Annotated in this window: 14 protein-coding genes; 10 read left to right on the forward strand and 4 right to left on the reverse strand. The window is 75.3% G+C overall.

The genetic code is table 11. The features are described 5' to 3' along the window. The first annotated feature begins 23 nt into the window (after positions 1 to 23). The 6 genes from ACFY4B_RS14125 to ACFY4B_RS14150 all read left to right on the forward strand — a co-directional run bounded on the left by ACFY4B_RS14125 (position 24) and on the right by ACFY4B_RS14150 (position 5,799). Positions 24 to 1,295 carry a cytochrome P450 gene (locus ACFY4B_RS14125; protein WP_082346157.1) on the forward strand — a complete coding sequence of 424 codons (1,272 nt, stop codon included), beginning with the start codon at positions 24 to 26 and terminating at the stop codon, positions 1,293 to 1,295. After that, complete coding sequence (locus ACFY4B_RS14130) at positions 1,292 to 2,266, forward strand: enoyl-CoA hydratase-related protein (protein WP_387968019.1); 975 nt, start codon at positions 1,292 to 1,294, stop codon at positions 2,264 to 2,266. The genes ACFY4B_RS14125 and ACFY4B_RS14130 overlap by 4 nt, the downstream gene beginning before the upstream one ends. 122 nt (positions 2,267 to 2,388) lie before the next feature. Continuing rightward, entirely contained in the window at positions 2,389 to 3,195 is an 807-nt protein-coding gene (locus tag ACFY4B_RS14135; RefSeq protein ID WP_387827290.1) for a hypothetical protein, read from the forward strand. A 71-nt stretch (positions 3,196 to 3,266) separates the two neighbouring features. Beyond that, positions 3,267 to 4,100: a hypothetical protein gene (locus tag ACFY4B_RS14140; RefSeq protein ID WP_380780881.1), complete on the forward strand. Its 834-nt coding sequence runs from the start codon at positions 3,267 to 3,269 to the stop codon at positions 4,098 to 4,100. Between the two features lie 131 nt (positions 4,101 to 4,231). Next, positions 4,232 to 4,864 carry an RNA polymerase sigma factor gene (locus tag ACFY4B_RS14145; RefSeq protein ID WP_387968022.1) on the forward strand — a complete coding sequence of 211 codons (633 nt, stop codon included), beginning with the start codon at positions 4,232 to 4,234 and terminating at the stop codon, positions 4,862 to 4,864. Further along, positions 4,861 to 5,799 carry a CU044_5270 family protein gene (locus ACFY4B_RS14150; RefSeq protein WP_387968024.1) on the forward strand — a complete coding sequence of 313 codons (939 nt, stop codon included), beginning with the start codon at positions 4,861 to 4,863 and terminating at the stop codon, positions 5,797 to 5,799. The genes ACFY4B_RS14145 and ACFY4B_RS14150 overlap by 4 nt, the downstream gene beginning before the upstream one ends. A gap of 42 nt (positions 5,800 to 5,841) precedes the next feature. Here ACFY4B_RS14150 and ACFY4B_RS14155 read toward each other — a convergent pair whose 3' ends face one another. The 3 genes from ACFY4B_RS14155 to ACFY4B_RS14165 form a co-directional block, all read right to left on the reverse strand. Then, positions 5,842 to 6,528 carry a hypothetical protein gene (locus ACFY4B_RS14155; protein ID WP_387968026.1) on the reverse strand — a complete coding sequence of 229 codons (687 nt, stop codon included), beginning with the start codon at positions 6,526 to 6,528 and terminating at the stop codon, positions 5,842 to 5,844. Between the two features lie 319 nt (positions 6,529 to 6,847). After that, positions 6,848 to 7,393, reverse strand: a complete 546-nt coding sequence (locus ACFY4B_RS14160) for an NUDIX hydrolase (protein WP_063780116.1) — start codon at positions 7,391 to 7,393, stop codon at positions 6,848 to 6,850. 88 nt (positions 7,394 to 7,481) lie between these two features. Beyond that, positions 7,482 to 8,807 carry a tetratricopeptide repeat protein gene (locus ACFY4B_RS14165; RefSeq protein ID WP_387968215.1) on the reverse strand — a complete coding sequence of 442 codons (1,326 nt, stop codon included), beginning with the start codon at positions 8,805 to 8,807 and terminating at the stop codon, positions 7,482 to 7,484. A 199-nt stretch (positions 8,808 to 9,006) separates the two neighbouring features. Here ACFY4B_RS14165 and ACFY4B_RS14170 point away from each other — a divergent pair, with 199 nt between their 5' ends. Both ACFY4B_RS14170 and ACFY4B_RS14175 read left to right on the forward strand, forming a co-directional pair. Continuing rightward, positions 9,007 to 9,429, forward strand: coding sequence for an ATP-binding protein (locus ACFY4B_RS14170; RefSeq protein ID WP_387968028.1), 423 nt, complete (start codon positions 9,007 to 9,009; stop codon positions 9,427 to 9,429). Positions 9,430 to 9,443: 14 nt separating this feature from the next. Further along, the gene (locus ACFY4B_RS14175; protein WP_387968030.1) at positions 9,444 to 9,995 is read left to right on the forward strand and encodes a hypothetical protein; all 552 of its coding nucleotides are present in this window, start codon (positions 9,444 to 9,446) and stop codon (positions 9,993 to 9,995) included. A gap of 324 nt (positions 9,996 to 10,319) precedes the next feature. Here ACFY4B_RS14175 and ACFY4B_RS14180 read toward each other — a convergent pair whose 3' ends face one another. Further along, positions 10,320 to 13,157, reverse strand: a complete 2,838-nt coding sequence (locus ACFY4B_RS14180; RefSeq protein WP_387968032.1) for an FHA domain-containing protein — start codon at positions 13,155 to 13,157, stop codon at positions 10,320 to 10,322. Between the two features lie 380 nt (positions 13,158 to 13,537). Here ACFY4B_RS14180 and ACFY4B_RS14185 point away from each other — a divergent pair, with 380 nt between their 5' ends. Together ACFY4B_RS14185 and ACFY4B_RS14190 are read left to right on the forward strand one after the other, a co-directional pair. Further along, complete coding sequence (locus tag ACFY4B_RS14185; protein WP_387968034.1) at positions 13,538 to 15,466, forward strand: protein kinase; 1,929 nt, start codon at positions 13,538 to 13,540, stop codon at positions 15,464 to 15,466. 253 nt (positions 15,467 to 15,719) lie between these two features. Beyond that, entirely contained in the window at positions 15,720 to 16,973 is a 1,254-nt protein-coding gene (locus ACFY4B_RS14190) for a serine/threonine-protein kinase (protein WP_380780301.1), read from the forward strand. The last annotated feature ends 55 nt before the right edge of the window (positions 16,974 to 17,028 follow it).

The raw sequence follows: 17,028 nt of genomic DNA on the forward strand, positions 1-17,028 counted from the left end.
TTGAAGGAGCCCGTGTGACCGCCATGTTGGAAGCCCGCCCCGCGGAGTCGGAGCACCCTGACGGCAGGGTCGACCGCCGTGCCGCCGTCCCGCTGCTGCGGAGGCTGCGGTCGGCCGAGGGGCTCGCCGACCCGAGCCCGGTCTACGACGGGCTGCGGGCGCTCGGGGACCTCGTCCCGGCGCCCTGGGGCGGCTACCTGGTCACCGGTTACGAGGCCTGCGACCAGGTTCTGCGCGGCAGGACCTGGCTCGTCCCCGACTTCGCCTGGCAGGAGCGGCAGACCGGGACGGAGCGCTGGGAGGCCGTCGCCACCCAGGAGATGAGCCGCACCCTCTCCCGCCTCAACGCCCCCGAGCACACCCGGCAGCGGCGCAGCCTCGGCAGCCTCTTCGACCGCAACACCCTCCGGGACATGACGCCGCGGATCGAGGCCGACGCCACCGAACTGCTCGACCGCCTGGCCGAGCGAATACAGGCGGACGGCGAGGCGGACTTCGCCTCCGTGGTCAGCGAGCAGCTGCCGATCGGCACCATCGGGCGCTGGCTGGACATCCCCCGCGCGGACTACCCGCACATCCTGACGATGACCCACAACCAGGTGCACGCCCAGGAACTGCTGCCCACCAAGAGCCAGCTGGCGGTCTCCGAGCAGGCCACCATGGACCTTCGCGAGTACTTCACCCGGCTCGTCCGGGAACGCCGCGACAACGACGGCGACGACGTGATCGCCGGCTGGATCCGCACCTGGGACGCGCTGGAGTCCGACCCCGAGGCCACCGACCGGATGGTCTACCAGCTCACCATGTTCGTCACCATCGCCTCGCTGGAGACCACGGCGACGCTGCTCTCCTCGCTGGTGTGGCAGCTGCTGCGGTCGCCCGGGACGTGGGAGTGGCTGCGGGAGCGGCCCGAGCACATCGACGAGGCGATCGACGAGGCGCTGCGCTACGACCCGCCGATCCGCGTCAACAGCCGCGTCGCGGGCGAGGACACCGTGCTGGCCGGAACGTTCCTCCCCAAGGACACCATGGTCCACGTGATGTACGGCGCGGCCAACCGCGACCCGCGCCGCAACCCGGACCCGCACGCCTTCGACCCGCTCCGCCGGGGCACCCACCTCACCTTCGGCGGCGGCGCCCACTACTGCCTCGGCGCGGGCCTGGCCCGGCTGGAGGCGCGGGCCCTGATCGGTCAACTGCTGGAGCGCTTCCCGACGCTGCGGGCGGTGAGCCCGCCGGAGCACGCGCCCCGGATGGTCTTCCACCGGGTGACGTCCCTGAGAGTGTCCGCATGAACGTCTCCCCGCAGGCTCCCCAGTACCCCCCGTACGCGATGCAGCCGCCGCCGTACGTCCCGCACCCCTCGACGACGACCGGCTGGTACCCGCTGGCCCCCCAGTCCGCGCTGGTCCCGCAGTCCCCGCCGGTCCCCGAAGGCGCTCCCGCTCCCGAAGGCGCTCCGGTTCCCGAAGCCGCGGTGGTCCCCGAACCCGCGCCCGCCCGTACGGTCCGTTCCGAGCTCCGGGGCGCGGTGCTCCACGTCGAGCTGGACACCCCGGGGACGGGGAACGCCGTCACCTCGGCCATGCTGGACGAACTCCTGGCCCTCCTCGCCGTCCCCGACCCGGCCGTGCGGGTGATCGTGCTCTCCGCGGCCGGCCGCGACTTCTGCCTCGGCGGCGACCGCGACGAACTCCTCGCGGGCCTGGACGAGGACCCGACCGGCGGCCGCATACGGGCCTACGGGGACAAGGCCCGCCGGGTCTGCGACGCCCTCGTCAACAGCCCCGCCGTCACCATCGCCCGGGTCCAGGGCCGGGCGACCGGTGCCGGCTTCGCCCTGGCGCTCGCCTGCGACCTGCGGGCCGGCGCCGACAACGCCGTCTTCCGGCTGCCCGAACTGGCCCTGGGCCTGCCCGTCGCCTGGGGCGGCCTGCTGCCCCGGCTGCTGCACGAGGTCGGCGCGGCCCGGGTCCGCGAGATCATCCTCACCGGCCGCCCGGTCGGCGCGGTGGAGGCGCGGGAGCTCGCCATCCTGCAGCGGGTCGTCCCCGAGCAGGAGCTGGACGAGGCGGTGGCCGAGTGGGCCCGCCCCATCACGCGCCGCTCCGAGGCCGCCCTGCGGGTCACCAAGACGCTGCTCGCCTCCCACGCGTCCGCGACCCGGCTGGCCGACGCCGCCGTGCTCGACTCCGAGCTGATGGCCTCCGTCCTGGCCGCCGCCCACTACACCCGGAGCCTGGCCGACCGGGGGCCGGCCTCCTGACCGGTGCGTGCGCGAAGGGGCCCGCGTCCTCGGACGCGGGCCCCTTCCGCGCGTGGGGGAGCCGGTTGTCGATCGTGCCCGCACGTTCGCTACCGTGTGCGGTCGACGAAGGAGAGATGATCATGGTGGGGACGACGCGCGGCGGGCGCGTGGCCGGGGCCGTACTGACGACGGCGCTGGTCATGGCCGGAGCGGCGGCCTGCGGGGGAGACGGGGGCGGCGCTGCCGAGGCGGCGGCCAGTACACCGCCGCAGCCGTTCGGCGCCGCCGGCTACCGCGGGCTCCAGCTCTCGATGACCAAGGAGGAGGCGCTCACCTCCGGAGCCCTGGAGCCGTCGCCGGTCTCGCTGCTCAACGGCTGCACCGACTACGCGTACAAGGGCGGCCCGGCGCCGGACCCGGTCCGGATGGCGGCCGAGGCGGAGGTCCGTACGAAGGCCGACAAGGCCCTGGCCAGGATCGACGAGATCAAGGCGGCCAGGAAGCCGCTCGCGCCCCCGCCGTCCGGGGCCTCGTCGAAGGAACTGCAGGAGTACCTCGCGGGCCTTCGGGAGCAGCTCGACCAGACCGAGGCGGGGCGGCGGGAGATGGCCGTGCTCTACAAGGACCTGGACCTCCTCGGGCCCGCCCGCAAGAACCGGGACCAGGCCTTCCTGACCACCGGCCGGGTCAACTTCGGCACCGAGGGCCTGCGCCAGCTGGTCGCCCCGGCGGGCGCCCGCACCGCCGAGGGCATCGGCGCCGGCTCGACGGAGGAGGAGCTCAAGCGCGCCTACGAGGGCAGGGACCTCAAGCCGATCAAGGAGGGCGGTTACGAGCTCCCGTCCGAGAGCGGCAGCGGCGGCCCGGACTGGTTCTACGAGTTCACCATGGCCGACGGCAAGGTCGCCGGGCTCGCCCTGGTGAAGCACAACACCTACTGCGCCTGAGAAACCGGTTGTGGATCGTGGCCGCACCCTCGGTACGGTGACCCTCGAAAGATCATGTGGGGGTTTGTGACATGGGGAAGAACCGGGCCACGGTCCGCGCGGTGGGCGTGGGCATCTCGGTAGTACTGCTGGCCGCCTCGGCGGCGGCCTGCTCGTCCGACGACAAGAAGGACTCGGCGAAGGCCGGGGGCGCCGCCGCGGCACCCTCGGCGGCGCCCACGACGAAGGGCCCGGAGGCCTTCGCGGCGGCCGGGTACCAGGGGATCAAGCCGGGCATGGCCAAGGACGCCGGGCTGGCCACCGGCGCCCTGGAGGCGTCGCCGGTCTCGCTGCTCGGCGGCTGCACGGACTTCGTCTACAAGGGTGGACCGGCGCCGGACCAGGCCCGGATGGCCGCCGAGGCGGCCACCGAGGCCCGCTACAAGGACCTCAGCGCCAAGGCCGACGCGGCCAGTGGGAAGGCGCCCGCCCCGGCGGGCACCCTGCCGCCGAACGCCTCCGCCAAGGACGCGGCGGCCGCCGCCGCGGGCTCGGCCGCCGGGGCCAAGGACTCGGCCGCCGCCGCCAAGCTGATCGCCGACTCGACGATGGCCCTGGTCGACCTGAGGGTGGCGCAGGAGGCCAAGGACAAGGCGTACCTGACCACCGGCCGGGTCTCCTTCGCGGAGGCGGGCCTGCGCGAGCTGGCCGCCCCGGCGGAGGCCAGGACGGCCGAGGGCATCGGCGCCGGCTCCACCCTGGAGGCGCTCCAGCAGGCGTACGGCGCCAAGGGCCTCCAGCAGGACAAGAGCGGCAGGTACGTGCTGCCGGTCGAGGGGCAGCCGGGCTGGCAGTACGAGTTCACCGTGGACGCCGGGAAGGTCGCCGGGATGGCCGCGGTGAACCGCGACATCAAGTGCGCCTGACCATCTGATCGTCCGACCGGTCGACGAGGGCCCCGCCGAACAGTCCGGTTCGGCGGGGCCCTCTGCCGTGCTCTGCCGTGCTCTGCCGTGCTCCGGCGGGAACCCGGCGGCCCGTGCGGACAGGTGGGGATGTGGAACTGTCACAGCGGGCGCGATTGAGGAGCGGCGACCAGTGGGCGTTCGGGGAGCTGTTCGATGAGACGGCGGACGATCTGTACCGGTACGCGGTGCGGGTGGTGGGGGACCGGGCCGTGGCGGAGGACGTCGTCCAGCTGACGTTCCTCGAAGCGTGGCGCCTGCGCGGCCGGTTGCGGGAGGACGACGGGCCGGTGCGGCCCTGGCTGTTCGGGATAGCCGCCCAGGTCCTGCGCAACACGACCCGGGCGGCCCGGCGGCACCGGGCGGCGCTGGCGCGGCTGCCCGAGCGGGGCGTCCTGCCGGACTTCGCCGAGGAGTTGGCCGGGCGGCTCGACGACGACGCCCGGCTCGCCGCCGTCCGGCGGGCACTGGGTGGGCTGCGGAAGGCGGAGCGCGAGGTGTTCGGCCTCTGCGTCCTGGCGGGCCTGGACTACGTGAGCGCGGCCGAGGCACTCGGGGTGCCGATCGGCACGGTGCGCTCCCGGCTCTCGCGCGCCCGCACCAAGCTGCGCGCGCTGGTGGACGAGGAGCTCCGGGGCGGGCGGGAACCCGCTCCGGACACCGGACAGGTACGGGGTGGCCGCACCGAAGCGGCCAGGTCGACGACACCGGGGAGGACCCGATGAGTCCGATGAATCCGACGAACGAGGACGAACTGCTGCCACCGCCCACGGGGCCGGGGCTCCCCGCCGACCGCCGGCGGCAGCTGCGGGGGCACCTGATGAGCGAGTTCGCACGCGGGCCGGCGGCCGCGCCCCGGCGGAAGCGGCTCGGCTGGGTGGCCCTGCCCGCGCTGGCGGGCGGCCTGGCGCTGTCCCTGGTGCTGGCCGGCGGGCCGACCGAGCGGGGTGCCGACCCCACGCGGCCGGTCGCGGCCGTGGTCCTGGACCGCGCGGCGCGGGCCGCCGAACAGCAGCCCGCCCCGGCGGCGCGCGGGGACCAGTTCGTCTACGTGAAGAGCCTGGACAACTGGGCGAAGTCGCAGGGCGAGGCGCCGCAGACCCGGGAGCTCTGGACGTCCGTTGACGGCAGCAAGCGGGGACTGCTGCTCGTGGACGGGCACCTGCCGAACCCCGGAGGAAGCGACGAGCACGGGGAGGCCGAACCCGTGCCGAACGCCGGGAGGTTCGGCAGCTACGCCTACGTCGCCGCTCTACCGACCGACCCGGATGCGCTGCTGGCCAGGATCCACGCGGACACCGAAGGCCACGGGCCCGGCCCCGACGAGGAGGCGTTCAGGACCGTCGGCGACCTCCTGCGCGACCAGATCGCCCCACCGGCCGTCAGCGCTGCGCTCTACCGGGCGGCCGCGAAGATCCCCGGCGTCAGGGTGATCGACTCGGTGACCGACGCGGCAGGCCGCCCCGGCATCGCGGTCGCGCGCCGGGACAGCGGTGCGAGGGCCGAGGTCCAGTGGATCTTCGACAGCACCGACTACACCTACCTCGGCGAGCGCAGCGTCGCCGTCACCGACGGCGCGACCTTCAGGAAGGGCGACATCACCAGCCAGATGGCCGTCCTCGCCCGCGCCGTCGTCGACCAGCCCGGCACCCGTCCCTGAGGAGAGGCGCGCTTCTGCAGGCGGCGATGGTGCGATGGAGGGTCAGCCGCCGACCGCCACGGCGGACGGCGACTGCCACCCCCGTAGGGCGGCGCGGGCGCGGGCGACGCCTCCGGGGGTGGCGGGCGCGCCGGTGCCGACGGCGACGGTTCTCGTGCCGAGGCCCGCGCAGGCGCGGCAGATGCCGGGGCGGGGCACCGGGTCGTGGCAGCGGCCGCACTCGGCGTACGGCGTCGGTGGAGGCGCGGCTCGTTCCGGTGGCAGCTTCCGTTGCAGGCGGTCCCGGAGGATCGCCACCGGGGAGTGCATCGGCTGCGGCAGTCCGGGGAGCAGGGCGTGGGCCAACTCGGCTTCGTCGCAGCCCCGTTCCAGCCACTGCGTGACGAGCGGTGCCAGTGCCTGCGCCTCGGCCTCGCCGAGGCGCAGGCGGGGTTCGGGCCGGATCACCCGGAACAGGGTGGCCACGGCGGCCCGCGTCCGTTCATCCGGGAGGGTGGGTTCTTGTCCCGGGTCCTTTACGGGAGGGGTGACAGCGCGGCCGGAACTCCCTCCACCGGAGGCCGGGCGGGGGACAGCCGGTTCGGGCTGCGGGGTGTCGAAGACGTGGGCCTCGGACCGGACCGTCCCGTCGGCCATCCGGACCCTGTCGACCCGGTAGTACCCGGCGTCCTTCAGTTCCTTGAGGGCCCGTCGGACGGCGCCCCGCCCCTGCGGACTGCTGTCCGCCATCTGCCGCCCGTCCTCCCGCCACCCGTCGGGGCGGGAGAGCAGGTCGGCGAGGAGGCCACGGGCGGTGTAACTCAGCCGCCGGTCCTGCAACAGGCCGTTCGGTAGAACGGCGAACGCACGCGTATGAACGCTACGATGAATCCGCATTGGGAGTTGCTGCTCCTGGTGCCAGACCCCGGGGTGTTCCACCACCGCCGGGGTCTCCTATGTTCGGTTGATGATGCGGAAAGTAGCACAGCGACTACGAAGAGTGCGAACCGTTCGAGCGTGAACCCCAAGCCCCCCCGCGCCGAGTGCGCCCCCACGCCGGGCGAGGTGTTCAGGAGTACCGAGCGAGTCGATGCGGGCCGAGGTAGTAGGACAGGGCGGCGTGCGACGGCCCGTCCGGAACCCCGCCGCTCGTCAGCAGCTTCACCACCTCGCCCTCCGGGACCCACTCCACGCGACTCGCCTCGGAGACGTCCTCGGGCTCGCCGATCCGGATGCAGTCGGTGACGTGGTAGGCGTGGAAGTGGGCGTCGCCGATGCCGGCCATGGCGTCGTACTCGGTCAACAGCTCGGCCCGGCCTGGACGCCAGCCGGTCTCCTCCTCGACCTCGCGGACGACGGCCGCCGCCGGCTCCTCACCGGGCTCGACCCAACCGGCCGGCACCTCCCAGCCCCAGCGGCCGGTGATGAACCGGTGCCGGTAGAGGAGCAGGAACTCGCCGGCCTCGTTGGTGACGACGGCGGTGGTCGAGGAGCGGGGGTAGCGGACGACGTGGTGGTCGATCCGGCCGACACCGGGGATGTCGACGTCATCGAGCCAGACCTCGACCCACGGACTCCCGAACACCTGCCGACGCCCGAACACCTCCCACTCCACGAGCGGTCCCTCCCTCACACGCGCACCAGTTGCGTTCCCGACCCTCTCACGCGTGTGGCCTGCACGGGCACGACCGGTTCGCCGCTGGTCATGCCCTGGTCTCCCGTACCGTTCGGGCCGGTCCTCGGCCGCCCGCCATGGGGCGGGCGCGTTCGAGGAGCCCGCGCACGTGGGGGTTGCGGCGGTGCGGCCGGGTCGCGGAGAGCATCGAGCGGAAGCGGTCGTCGGCCCGGCCGGACTGGATGGTCGGATAGTCGTCCAGGGCGAGGTGCCAGTTCTGGACGGCCTCTTCCAGTCGGCCGGCTCCGAGCTGCCACTCGGCGAGCATGGAGAGGGCGCGTACGCGGGACCCGCGGTACACCGGGGGCCGGAGCTTCTCGGAGTGCTGGAGCGCGCGGATCGCGCCATCGCGGTCGCCGAGCTCGTAGTTGACCTGGGCGACGTGGTACGCGAGGGCGGCGGGATCGTAGCGGCCGACGACCCTCGCCTTCGACTCGGCCTGATCCATCGCGACTTCCGCTGTGCGCAGGTGGAGCAGGGCTCCGATCCTGTCCCCGGTCTGGGCGAGGGCGTGGGCCTGCTGGCCGGCGAGGAAGGCCCTCATGCGGGGACCGGCCTCCGGGGAAGCGGCCGAGGCGGCGTCCGCGAGCCGCAGGGCGCTGCTGCCGTGGCCGAGATTGACGGCTTGGACGCTCATGCCGCGCAGGGTGGTGCAGTAGGTGAGGTGGTCGCCCGCGTGCCCGGCCAGCTCCAGGGCCTTCAAGTAGTAGCGCTGGGCCAGGGAGTCGTGGCGTTCGTCCACGGCCATGTAGCCGGTCAGGTAGCAGTGGTCGGCGGCGGCCGACAGCATGGCCTTGCGGACGTCCTCACCGGCGTCCGCCCGCAGGTACGGGACGATCGTGTTGACCAGGAACGAGGCGGCCATCGGACGGGTCATCCGGCCGCCGAACTGGTCGTCCAGGTCGCTGATCCGCTCGGTCATCGCCGCGACCGCCTGGACCTCCGCCATGCCGATCCGCAGGTGGGGGTCGGTCCGCAGTCTCTCGAAGCGGCCCACCACGTCGGGCCAGCCGGGGATGGTGAGGGCCGCCGAGTAGAGGCCGGCCGTGAGGATTCCGCGCCGGGACGGGTCCATATCGAGGCTCCCCAGGTCGATCAGCCCTGACACCGTATCCGTCGGCTGCTCAACAGGGGTAGGTGTCCCGCGGAATCCGGCCTCGACGGCGGTGATCGGCCGCTTGAGCCTCCGCGCCAGTGTCTCCAGGACGACCGGCAGGGCCTTCGCCGTAGGCGAGGTGCCGCTGAGCCAGTGGGAGACGGCCGAGGCGTCGTACTTCAGCCGCTGCCCGGTCTCGGTGCCGGTCCGGTTGACGGCCCGAGCCAAATCGCCGTTGCCCCAGGCGGCTTCGGCCATCAGTGAGGCGAGCCTGTGGTTCGGCCCACGGTCGGTTCGCACGACAGTTCCCCCTGGCAGGTGGGTTTCAAGGGTTTCAACGTCCGGGCGCGCCCCGACCATAGCCGACCGCAGGGCATGGATGTTGACTGTTCGTCATCGGCCAATCACCAGCCGTGGTGCGAATGGTCCCGTCCGCGTTCCCCTTCGAGGTGCCCCCATGCTGATGTCCCGCCGCCCGCGCATGTTCGTCGCACGCCTCGACGCGCGGACCGAATCCGCTCCCCTGGCCCGGTACTTGCTCCGGGCCTTCCTCTCCGGGCTGCCCTCCGGGGACCGCTACCGCGACACCGCCGAACTGCTCCTCGGCGAGCTCTTCGCCAATGCCGTCCTGCATTCCGACGCCCCCGACGACCGCCACATCGAGGTCCGCTTCGCTCTCACCGGCTCCCGTTTGCGCCTCGAAGTCCACGATGCGGGCACCGGACGGCCGATCCTCCGGACCGCCGTCCCCGACGATGAGAAGGGGCGCGGTCTGTTCCTTGTCGACGAACTTGCCGAACGGTGGGGTTGCGCCCCCCGCCCTTGTGGTATCGGCAAGTTCGTCTGGGCCCATATCGCCCCCGTCACCACCCTCGCCTGAGAGCCGCTTCTTCCATGAACCTCGTCACCCTCGCCCGGCACACCCTCTCCCGTGGGGCCACCCCGGCCGCGACCTACGCCCTCCTGGCCCGCCTCGGCCACCCGCCCCTGCCCGTCGCGCGCGCCGTCTGCCTCGCCCTCGACATCCCCCACGCCGAAACCACCCGCCGCCTGGCCGAGTGCTACGACGCCCTCCTCGCCGACCCCCGCCCCGACACCGAGACCGACACCGGCGAACTCCTCGAAGCCCTCGGCGTCTTCGACGTCCCCAAGTCGCTCACCGACACCGAACTCGCCGTCGTCGAACACTTCCTCGTCGCCATCGACGCCATGGGCGGCATCCGCCCAGGCCACCACCACGGCCTCCAACGCTGGTTCACCACTGGCAACCTCATCTCCGCGTACCTCTCCCTCGCCGCCGCGCATCCCCTTCCCCGCACCGGCGACCCCGCCCTCTACTGGACCACCCTCGTCACGGCCGGCGAACTCCTCGTCACCACGCTCCCCTCCGACCGCCGCATCACCTACGCCCTCACCCGCTGCCGCGCCCGCGCAACCCACCCGTAAGCGCGGGAAGTCGGCCCGGCCGACTTCTCGCGCAGGAGTGGCCCGGCGCCGCTTCGGCAAGGCCGAAGCGGCGGCGGATGACGGGGTGAAGTGAGTACTGCTCGGCGGCGGTTCCGGCGGCCCGACCCTTCTCGGTCGGGCCCGCCTGGGCCTTGTCGTCCTGGCGGGCGGGCGACCTGCGGCGAGGAGCGCGGCGGTTGTGGCTCTCCCCGCACAGGAAGTCGACCTGACGACTTCCGGTGCGGGGAGTGGTGCCTGATGCCGTTGCCGCTTCGGGTCGGCCGAAGCGGCAACGGGGTGCGAGGCGAGGTGGCCCCGGAGGGGTCAGCGGGCGGCGGCGCGTTGGAGGGCGCTGGCGAGGAGGGCGAGGTCGGTGGGGCCGTTGCCGAGTTCGCGGACGGGCCGGCGGGCCGGCGGGGCGCCGAGCTGGAGCGGGTCTATCGCGACGACGGTGGGCCGCAGGGTGGCGGTGCGCGGGATGCGGCCGCTGATCCGGGCGGTCTGGAAGGCGGTGACGCCGCCGTCCGGGAGGCGGAGGTAGCCGCGGCCGGGGGTGTCCTCGGGCAGGGCGGCCGCGTCGCCGAGGTGGATCAGCAGGTCGGAGTCGGCCGGGTCCTCGGTGCGCAGGGCGATCCGCAGCAGCGCGGCCTCGTCCACCTCGGTGCCGGCGCTCTCCTCCGGGCGGCCGGTGGCGACGGCGAGGTGGACGCCGAGCGGTCCGCCGCGGCGGGCGACGGCGGCCAGCGCGCGGGCGAGCGGGCGGCCGGCGGCGGAGGTGGGGGAGAGCAGGGCGTCGTAGTCGTCGACGACGACGACCAGCCGGGCGGGGGGAGCGGCGGGGCCGGTCGGGCGGGGGCCCTCCGCGCTGCGCGGCGGGATGATCCGGGGCGTGGTGGCCGCTCCGCCGCCGACGGCGGCGGGCACCGGGACCTTGGGGTGCTCGGCGTCCGCCTCCGGCCCGTCCAGGCTCTGCGCGTCCAGGATGCGGGCGGCATGCCAGGAGGCGAAGTCCAGCCCGTCGAACAGCCGTTCCCGCAGGGTGAGTTCGTCCTCCAGCGCCTCGGCCGCGAGCAGCGCTGCGCGCGGGTCGGCGGCGGCGTTCACCCGGCCGCTGACGTGCGGCAGCTCGGTGCAGCCGTCCAGTCCGTCCTGGCCGTCCGAGGTGGCCCGGCCCTCGATGATCGTGACGGCGAGCCGCCCGGGCCGCTCGGAGACGGCGAGCGAGGCGACCAGGGTGCGCAGCAGCTCGGTCTTGCCGGAGCCGCGGGCGCCGCCGATCAGCAGGTGCGGGCCGCCCGGGTCGGGGGAGGGGACGGTGAGTTCGGGGTCGGCGAGGTCGAGGGTGCAGAGCTCGTCCCGGGTGGTGCCGAGCAGGGCGGTGGCGGCGCCGATGCCGCCGGCGTGGGCGTCCCAGCGGGCGGACAGCTTGGCCGGGGTGACGGTGTCGAGCTGCAGCAGGTCGAGCAGCCGCAGCACGTCGGGCAGCGGGCCGCGGGCGGCCGGGGTGGCCTCGCGCAGCGGGGCGAGGACCCGGGCGAGCCGTTCGGCCCAGGCGTCCGAGACGGCGTCCAGCGAGACCTCGTGGAGGGTCTCCCGGCCGCGGGCGACCGGCCGGGACAGCGACAGCTGGGTGCCGACCTCGCCGGTGATCAGGGCGGTGGCGCCGAGGCCCCGGGGGAGCAGTTCGGGCTGCTCGGCGAGGCAGATCGGGAAGATGCCGACCGCCGGGCCCTGGCGCAGCAGCAGGTCGAGCGCCTGCCGGGCGGCCTCGGTGGCCGGGCGGCCGTCGACCACGACCACGGTGGCGGGGTGGCCGCCGAGGCCGCTGGGGCCGCTGAGCCGGGCGGTGAGCTCGGTCAGCCGGGCGGTGGCCTGTTCGTCGTCGAGGCCGATCAGCAGCCGGCAGTCCTGGCCGTCGACCGGGCGCAGGTGGGGCAGCCACAGGGCCCAGGCCCAGGTGTCGACGCGGTCCTCGGCGGCGCGGGCCGGGTCGGCGTCGACCACGACCAGGCTCAGCCCGGTCGGCGGGTGCAGCGCGGCGAGCTGGGCGACGACGGCGCGGGTGAGCGCGTCCAGGCGCTCGCGCGGGCCGCTGAGGCCGAGGCTGCCGGCGGTCTGCAGGTCGAGGGTGACCGGGACGGCGGGCAGCATGGTGCCGGGCGTGGTGCCGGGGCCGCCGGGGCGGTCGGCGGTGCCGAGCCGCAGGGTGAGCGCGTCGGGGTGGCCGGGGCCGCGCTCCCAGAGCCGGGGGCCGGGGCCGACGGCGTTGAGCAGCAGGGTGGCGAGGTCGGGCCAGCGTTCGCGCTGGGCGGCGGTCTGGCGCAGCCGCACCGCGGCGTGGTGGCGTTCGGCGCTCTCCTGGCCGGGCGGTTCGGCGGCGCGGCCGGGCAGCAGGGAGAACAGGCCGCGGCCGCGGCCGGGCGCGGGTTCGGGGGCGGCGGGCGGCTCGACCACGGGCGGTGCGGGCCGGACCGGCCCGGGGGCGGCGAGCTGGAGGTGGCCGTGGCCGTCCGGCAGGGCGGCGCGGACGGCTCCGGCGGCCTCGGCCGGGTCGGGGGCGGTCACCTGGAGGGTGGACTCGCCGATCCGCAGCACGGCGCCGGGCTCCAGCGGGACGGCGGCCTCCGGCGGGACGGGCGGGACGAGCCGGCCGTCCAGGGCGGTGCCGTTGGTGGAGCCGAGGTCGCGTACGGAGATCCGGCCGTCCTCGGCGAGGTGCAGGGAGAGGTGCAGCCGGGAGACGTCCGGGTCGTCGAGCGGGACGTCGGCCTCGGCGGAGCGGCCGATCCGGATCTCCCGGCCGTGCAGCCGGTGCACGCCGCCGGCGTCGGGGCCGCCGACCACCCGCAGTTCGGCGGCGGCGGGGGCGTCGTCGGGGTCGTCGGCGGTCGGGTCGGGCTCGTTCAGGCTGAGGACGGCGCCGTCGAGCAGCGGGGGGTGGCCGAGCAGGGTGTGCTCGTCGACCCGGTGCGCCCCGGCGTACAGGTGTACGTGGGTGGCGGCCCGCGGCCCGCGCACGCCCACGGCACCCGCGAGCGCGCCCGCGATGGCGCCGAGTGCGGTGCCGACGGGCGCGGTCACCAGCACGTCCACGTAGGGAATGGCGGAGCCGGCGGCGGACGGGCCGCTGCGCGGTCGGAGGACGGTCAGCCGGATCTGCATCTCGCCCGCGGGTCCCTTCTGCTGATGTGAAGCCTGGTGCCGCTGCCCGGTGCCAAGGGCACCGTTGGGCCACACGAGTGGCGAGTGTCCATCCTGCCATCCGTCGTGGACGGTCCGCGCACCGTACCGGATTTGACGATCTTGCGATCGTGGCCGTGACCGGGGCGACGGAGAGTCAGGTCGACGGTCCTCTCGCGGGGTGCCCGGGACCTTCCCTAGGGGATCTCCCCCAACCCTTCCCCAGACCGTGCGGATGGCCTACCGACCACCTCAAAAACCCGTACGGTCACCGTTAGAGTGGCCGCAGACACGGGCCCGGCAGGCTCACCGCACCGGCGGAGGAGCGCCCCGCGCGGGCGGCACGGCGAGGAGTGCGACAGGTGCGGCCAGTCGGCAGCAAGTATCTGCTGGATGAGACCCTCGGGCGGGGTGCGACCGGCACCGTCTGGCGCGGCGTGGTGCGCGAGGACGTCCAGGTGCCGGGCTGCCCGCCCGGGCAGCGGGTGGCGATCAAGGTGCTGCGCGAGGAGCTGGCCGCCGACCCCGACGTGGTGATGCGCTTCCTGCGCGAGCGCTCCCTGCTGCTGCGGCTGACCCACCCCAACATCGTCCGGGTCCGCGACCTGGTCGTCGAGGGCGAGCTGCTGGCCCTGGTGATGGACCTGGTGGACGGCCCCGACCTGGCCCGCTACCTGCGCGCCAACGGCCCGTTCAGCCCGATCGCCGGCGCCCTGCTGATGGCCCAGGTCGCGGACGCGCTGGCGGCCAGCCACGCGGACGGGATCGTCCACCGCGACCTCAAGCCGGCCAACGTGATGCTCGCCTCCACCGTGGTGGACGGCGTCGAGCGGATGCACCCGCTGCTGACCGACTTCGGCATCGCCCGGCTCGCCGACTCCCCGGGCGTCACCCGCACCCACGAGTTCGTCGGCACCCCCGCCTACGTCGCGCCGGAGTCCGCCGAGGGCCGTCCGCAGACCTCCGCGGTGGACGTGTACGGCGCCGGGATCATGCTGTACGAGCTGGTCACCGGCCGCCAGCCGTTCCAGGGCGACAGCGCCCTCGCCGTGCTCCAGGCCCACCTGGCCCAGGAGCCGCAGCGGCCCAGCACCATGCCCGAGCCGCTCTGGACGGTGATCGAGCGCTGCCTGCGCAAGGACCCGGCCCAGCGGCCGGGTGCCACCTCGCTGGCGCACGCGCTGCGGGTGGTCGCGGCCGGGGTCGGCGTGCACGCCTCCCCGGCGGCGGTGGACGAGGCGCTGGCGGTCGGCGCCCTGCTGCTCCCGGACCCGCAGCCGACGGCCGTCCCCGGCAGCATGCCGCCGCTGCCGCCCGCGACGGTGCCGGGCGCCCTGGCCCCGGGCTTCATGGTCCCCGGTACGGCCCCCGGCGCCGAGGACCACACCCAGGTGCTGCCGCCGACCAGCGGGCAGTACGACCCGGCCGCGGCGACCGCGGTGATGGGCACCCAGCCGCCGCCCCCGCAGGGCGCCCCGGACCGCACCCGGGTGATGCCGCCCGCCGCCGTGCCGCCGCCCCCGCCCGCCGGGCCGCCGCAGGAGGAGGCGCCGCACCCGTGGCAGACCCAGCTGCGCGCGGCGCGGGACCGCAACCAGCAGACCCAGGTCGGCTACTTCGGCCCGGAGGACTACGAGGACCTCCCGCAGCCGCAGGTCGCCCCGCAGCCCTACCAGGCCGGGCAGGGGGGCCCGGCCGGACCGGGCGGCCACGGCGGCCAGGGGCACCGGCCGGGCCAGGTCGCCCCGGGCGGGCGTCCCGGCGGGCAGCAGCCCGGCGGCTACCGCCAGGCCCCGCCCCCGCCCGGCTACGCCCAGCGCCCGCCGGTGGCCCCGCCGCCCTACCGGGCGGGCCAGGCCGGCCAGGGAAGCCAGGGCGGCCAGCGGGGCCAGGGCGGCCGTCCGCAGCCGCCCGGCGGCTACCGGCAGGCCCCGGGCGGGTACGGCCAGTCGCAGGGCGGCTACCCGCCGCCACCCGCGCCCACCCCGGTGCCGCGCCGGGCCGAGCCGCCCGCGCCGCAGTACCGGGAGGCCCCGCCGCAGCGCCGCGAGGAGCCGCCGGCCCCGGCCCGCCGCGAGCCCGGGCCGGCCCGCGAGCCGCGCCCGCGCAGCCGCAACCGGATGTACATCCCGGGGCTCGGCTGCTTCAAGGGCTGTCTGATGGTGCTGCTGGTGCTGGCCGTGGCCGGGGTGGCGCTGTGGAACTTCACGCCGCTGCCGCACTACTGGGACAACGTCGTGGGCTGGTTCGACTCGGCGCGCGGCTGGGCGAACAGCCTCTTCGGCAAGTAGCGCCGCCCGGGGCCGGAGCCGATCCGGAGCCGGAACCGGTCCGGGTCCGGACGGCGTTCCGGCCTCCGGCCCGCCCGGGCGGCCATATTGACGCTATGTCGACAATTATCGAGATTTCTCGGCCGGGACTCCCGCTCCGGGCCCTTCGGGCGGCCCCCGCAGGCCCTCCGGGCGCGTAGGTTGGTCGCTGTTGTCCCGCCCCACCGAGCGCGCCGGACCCCCGGAGCGCTCCCGCGCCGCCCACGGAGCAGCATTGGCACGCAAGATCGGCAGCCGGTACACCGTCCACCAGGTGATCGGCCGGGGTTCGGCCGGGACGGTCTGGCTCGGTGAAGGGCCCGACGGCCCGGTGGCGGTCAAGCTGCTGCGCGAGGACCTCGCCGCCGACCAGGTGCTGGTCGGCCGCTTCGTCCAGGAGCGCACCGCGCTGACCAGCCTCGACCACCCCCGGGTGGTCGGCGTGCGCGACATGGTGGTGGACGGCAGCGACCTCGCCCTGGTGATGGAGCTGGTCCAGGGCACCGACCTGCGCTCCCGGCTGGAGCGGGACGGCGCGCTGCCGCCGCAGACCGCCGCCTCGGTCATCGCCGACGTCGCCGACGGCCTGGCCGCCGCGCACGCGGCCGGGATCGTCCACCGCGACGTCAAGCCGGAGAACGTCCTGCTCGACCTCGCCGCCGCCCCCGGCCCCGGCGGCGCCCCGCGCGCCAAGCTCACCGACTTCGGGGTGGCCCGCCTGGTCGACGCCCCGCGCCGCACCCGGGCCACCCGGATCATCGGCACCCCGGACTACCTCGCCCCCGAGATCATCGAGGGCCTGGAGCCGCGCGCCGCCGTCGACATCTACGCCCTCGCCACCGTGCTGTACGAGCTGCTGGCCGGCTTCACCCCGTTCGGCGGCGGCCACACCGGCGCGGTGCTGCGCCGGCACGTCACCGAGCAGGTCCCGCCGATCCCCGGCCTGCCGGACGGGCTGTGGCGGATCATCTCCGAGTGCCTGGCCAAGGCCCCGGCCTCCCGGCTGCGCGCCGCCGAGCTGGCCTCGCGGCTGCGCGAGCAGCTGCCCTCGCTGGCCGGTCTGCCGGTGCTCGCCGTGCCCGGCCAGGGCCGGGCCCCGGCCGAGGAGCAGCTGACCCCCGGCGAGGCCGTCTACGCCGAGATCGACGCCGGCCCCGGCATCCACAAGCGCCGCCGCGGCCCGGCCGTCCCGCTGGTGCCCGGCGCCGCCCCGGACTCCACCCGGGACACCCACACCAGCCTGCGCCGCCCGTCGGCCGACGAGCTGGCCGCGTACGCGCTCGAGTCCCGCGCCCAGCGCGCCGCCCCGGGCCACCGCCGGGACCGCCAGGCGCTGCTGCGCCGCCGCCGGCTGCTGGCCGTGCTGATCGCCACCGTGCTGCTGCTGGCGGGCGCCGCCGCGGCCTGGACGGCCTTCGCGGCCACCGTCCCGGACGGCGGCCACCCGACCCGTCCGGCGGTGTCCGGCACGGCCCCGCGGGCGCCGTAGCCGGGGCCGCGGCCGCCGTCGTGAGGCCGGGGGGACCGGGGGTGTCGTCATGACC

The organism is Kitasatospora sp. NPDC001261, from assembly GCF_042896795.1.
Taxonomy (GTDB): Bacteria; Actinomycetota; Actinomycetes; order Streptomycetales; family Streptomycetaceae; genus Kitasatospora.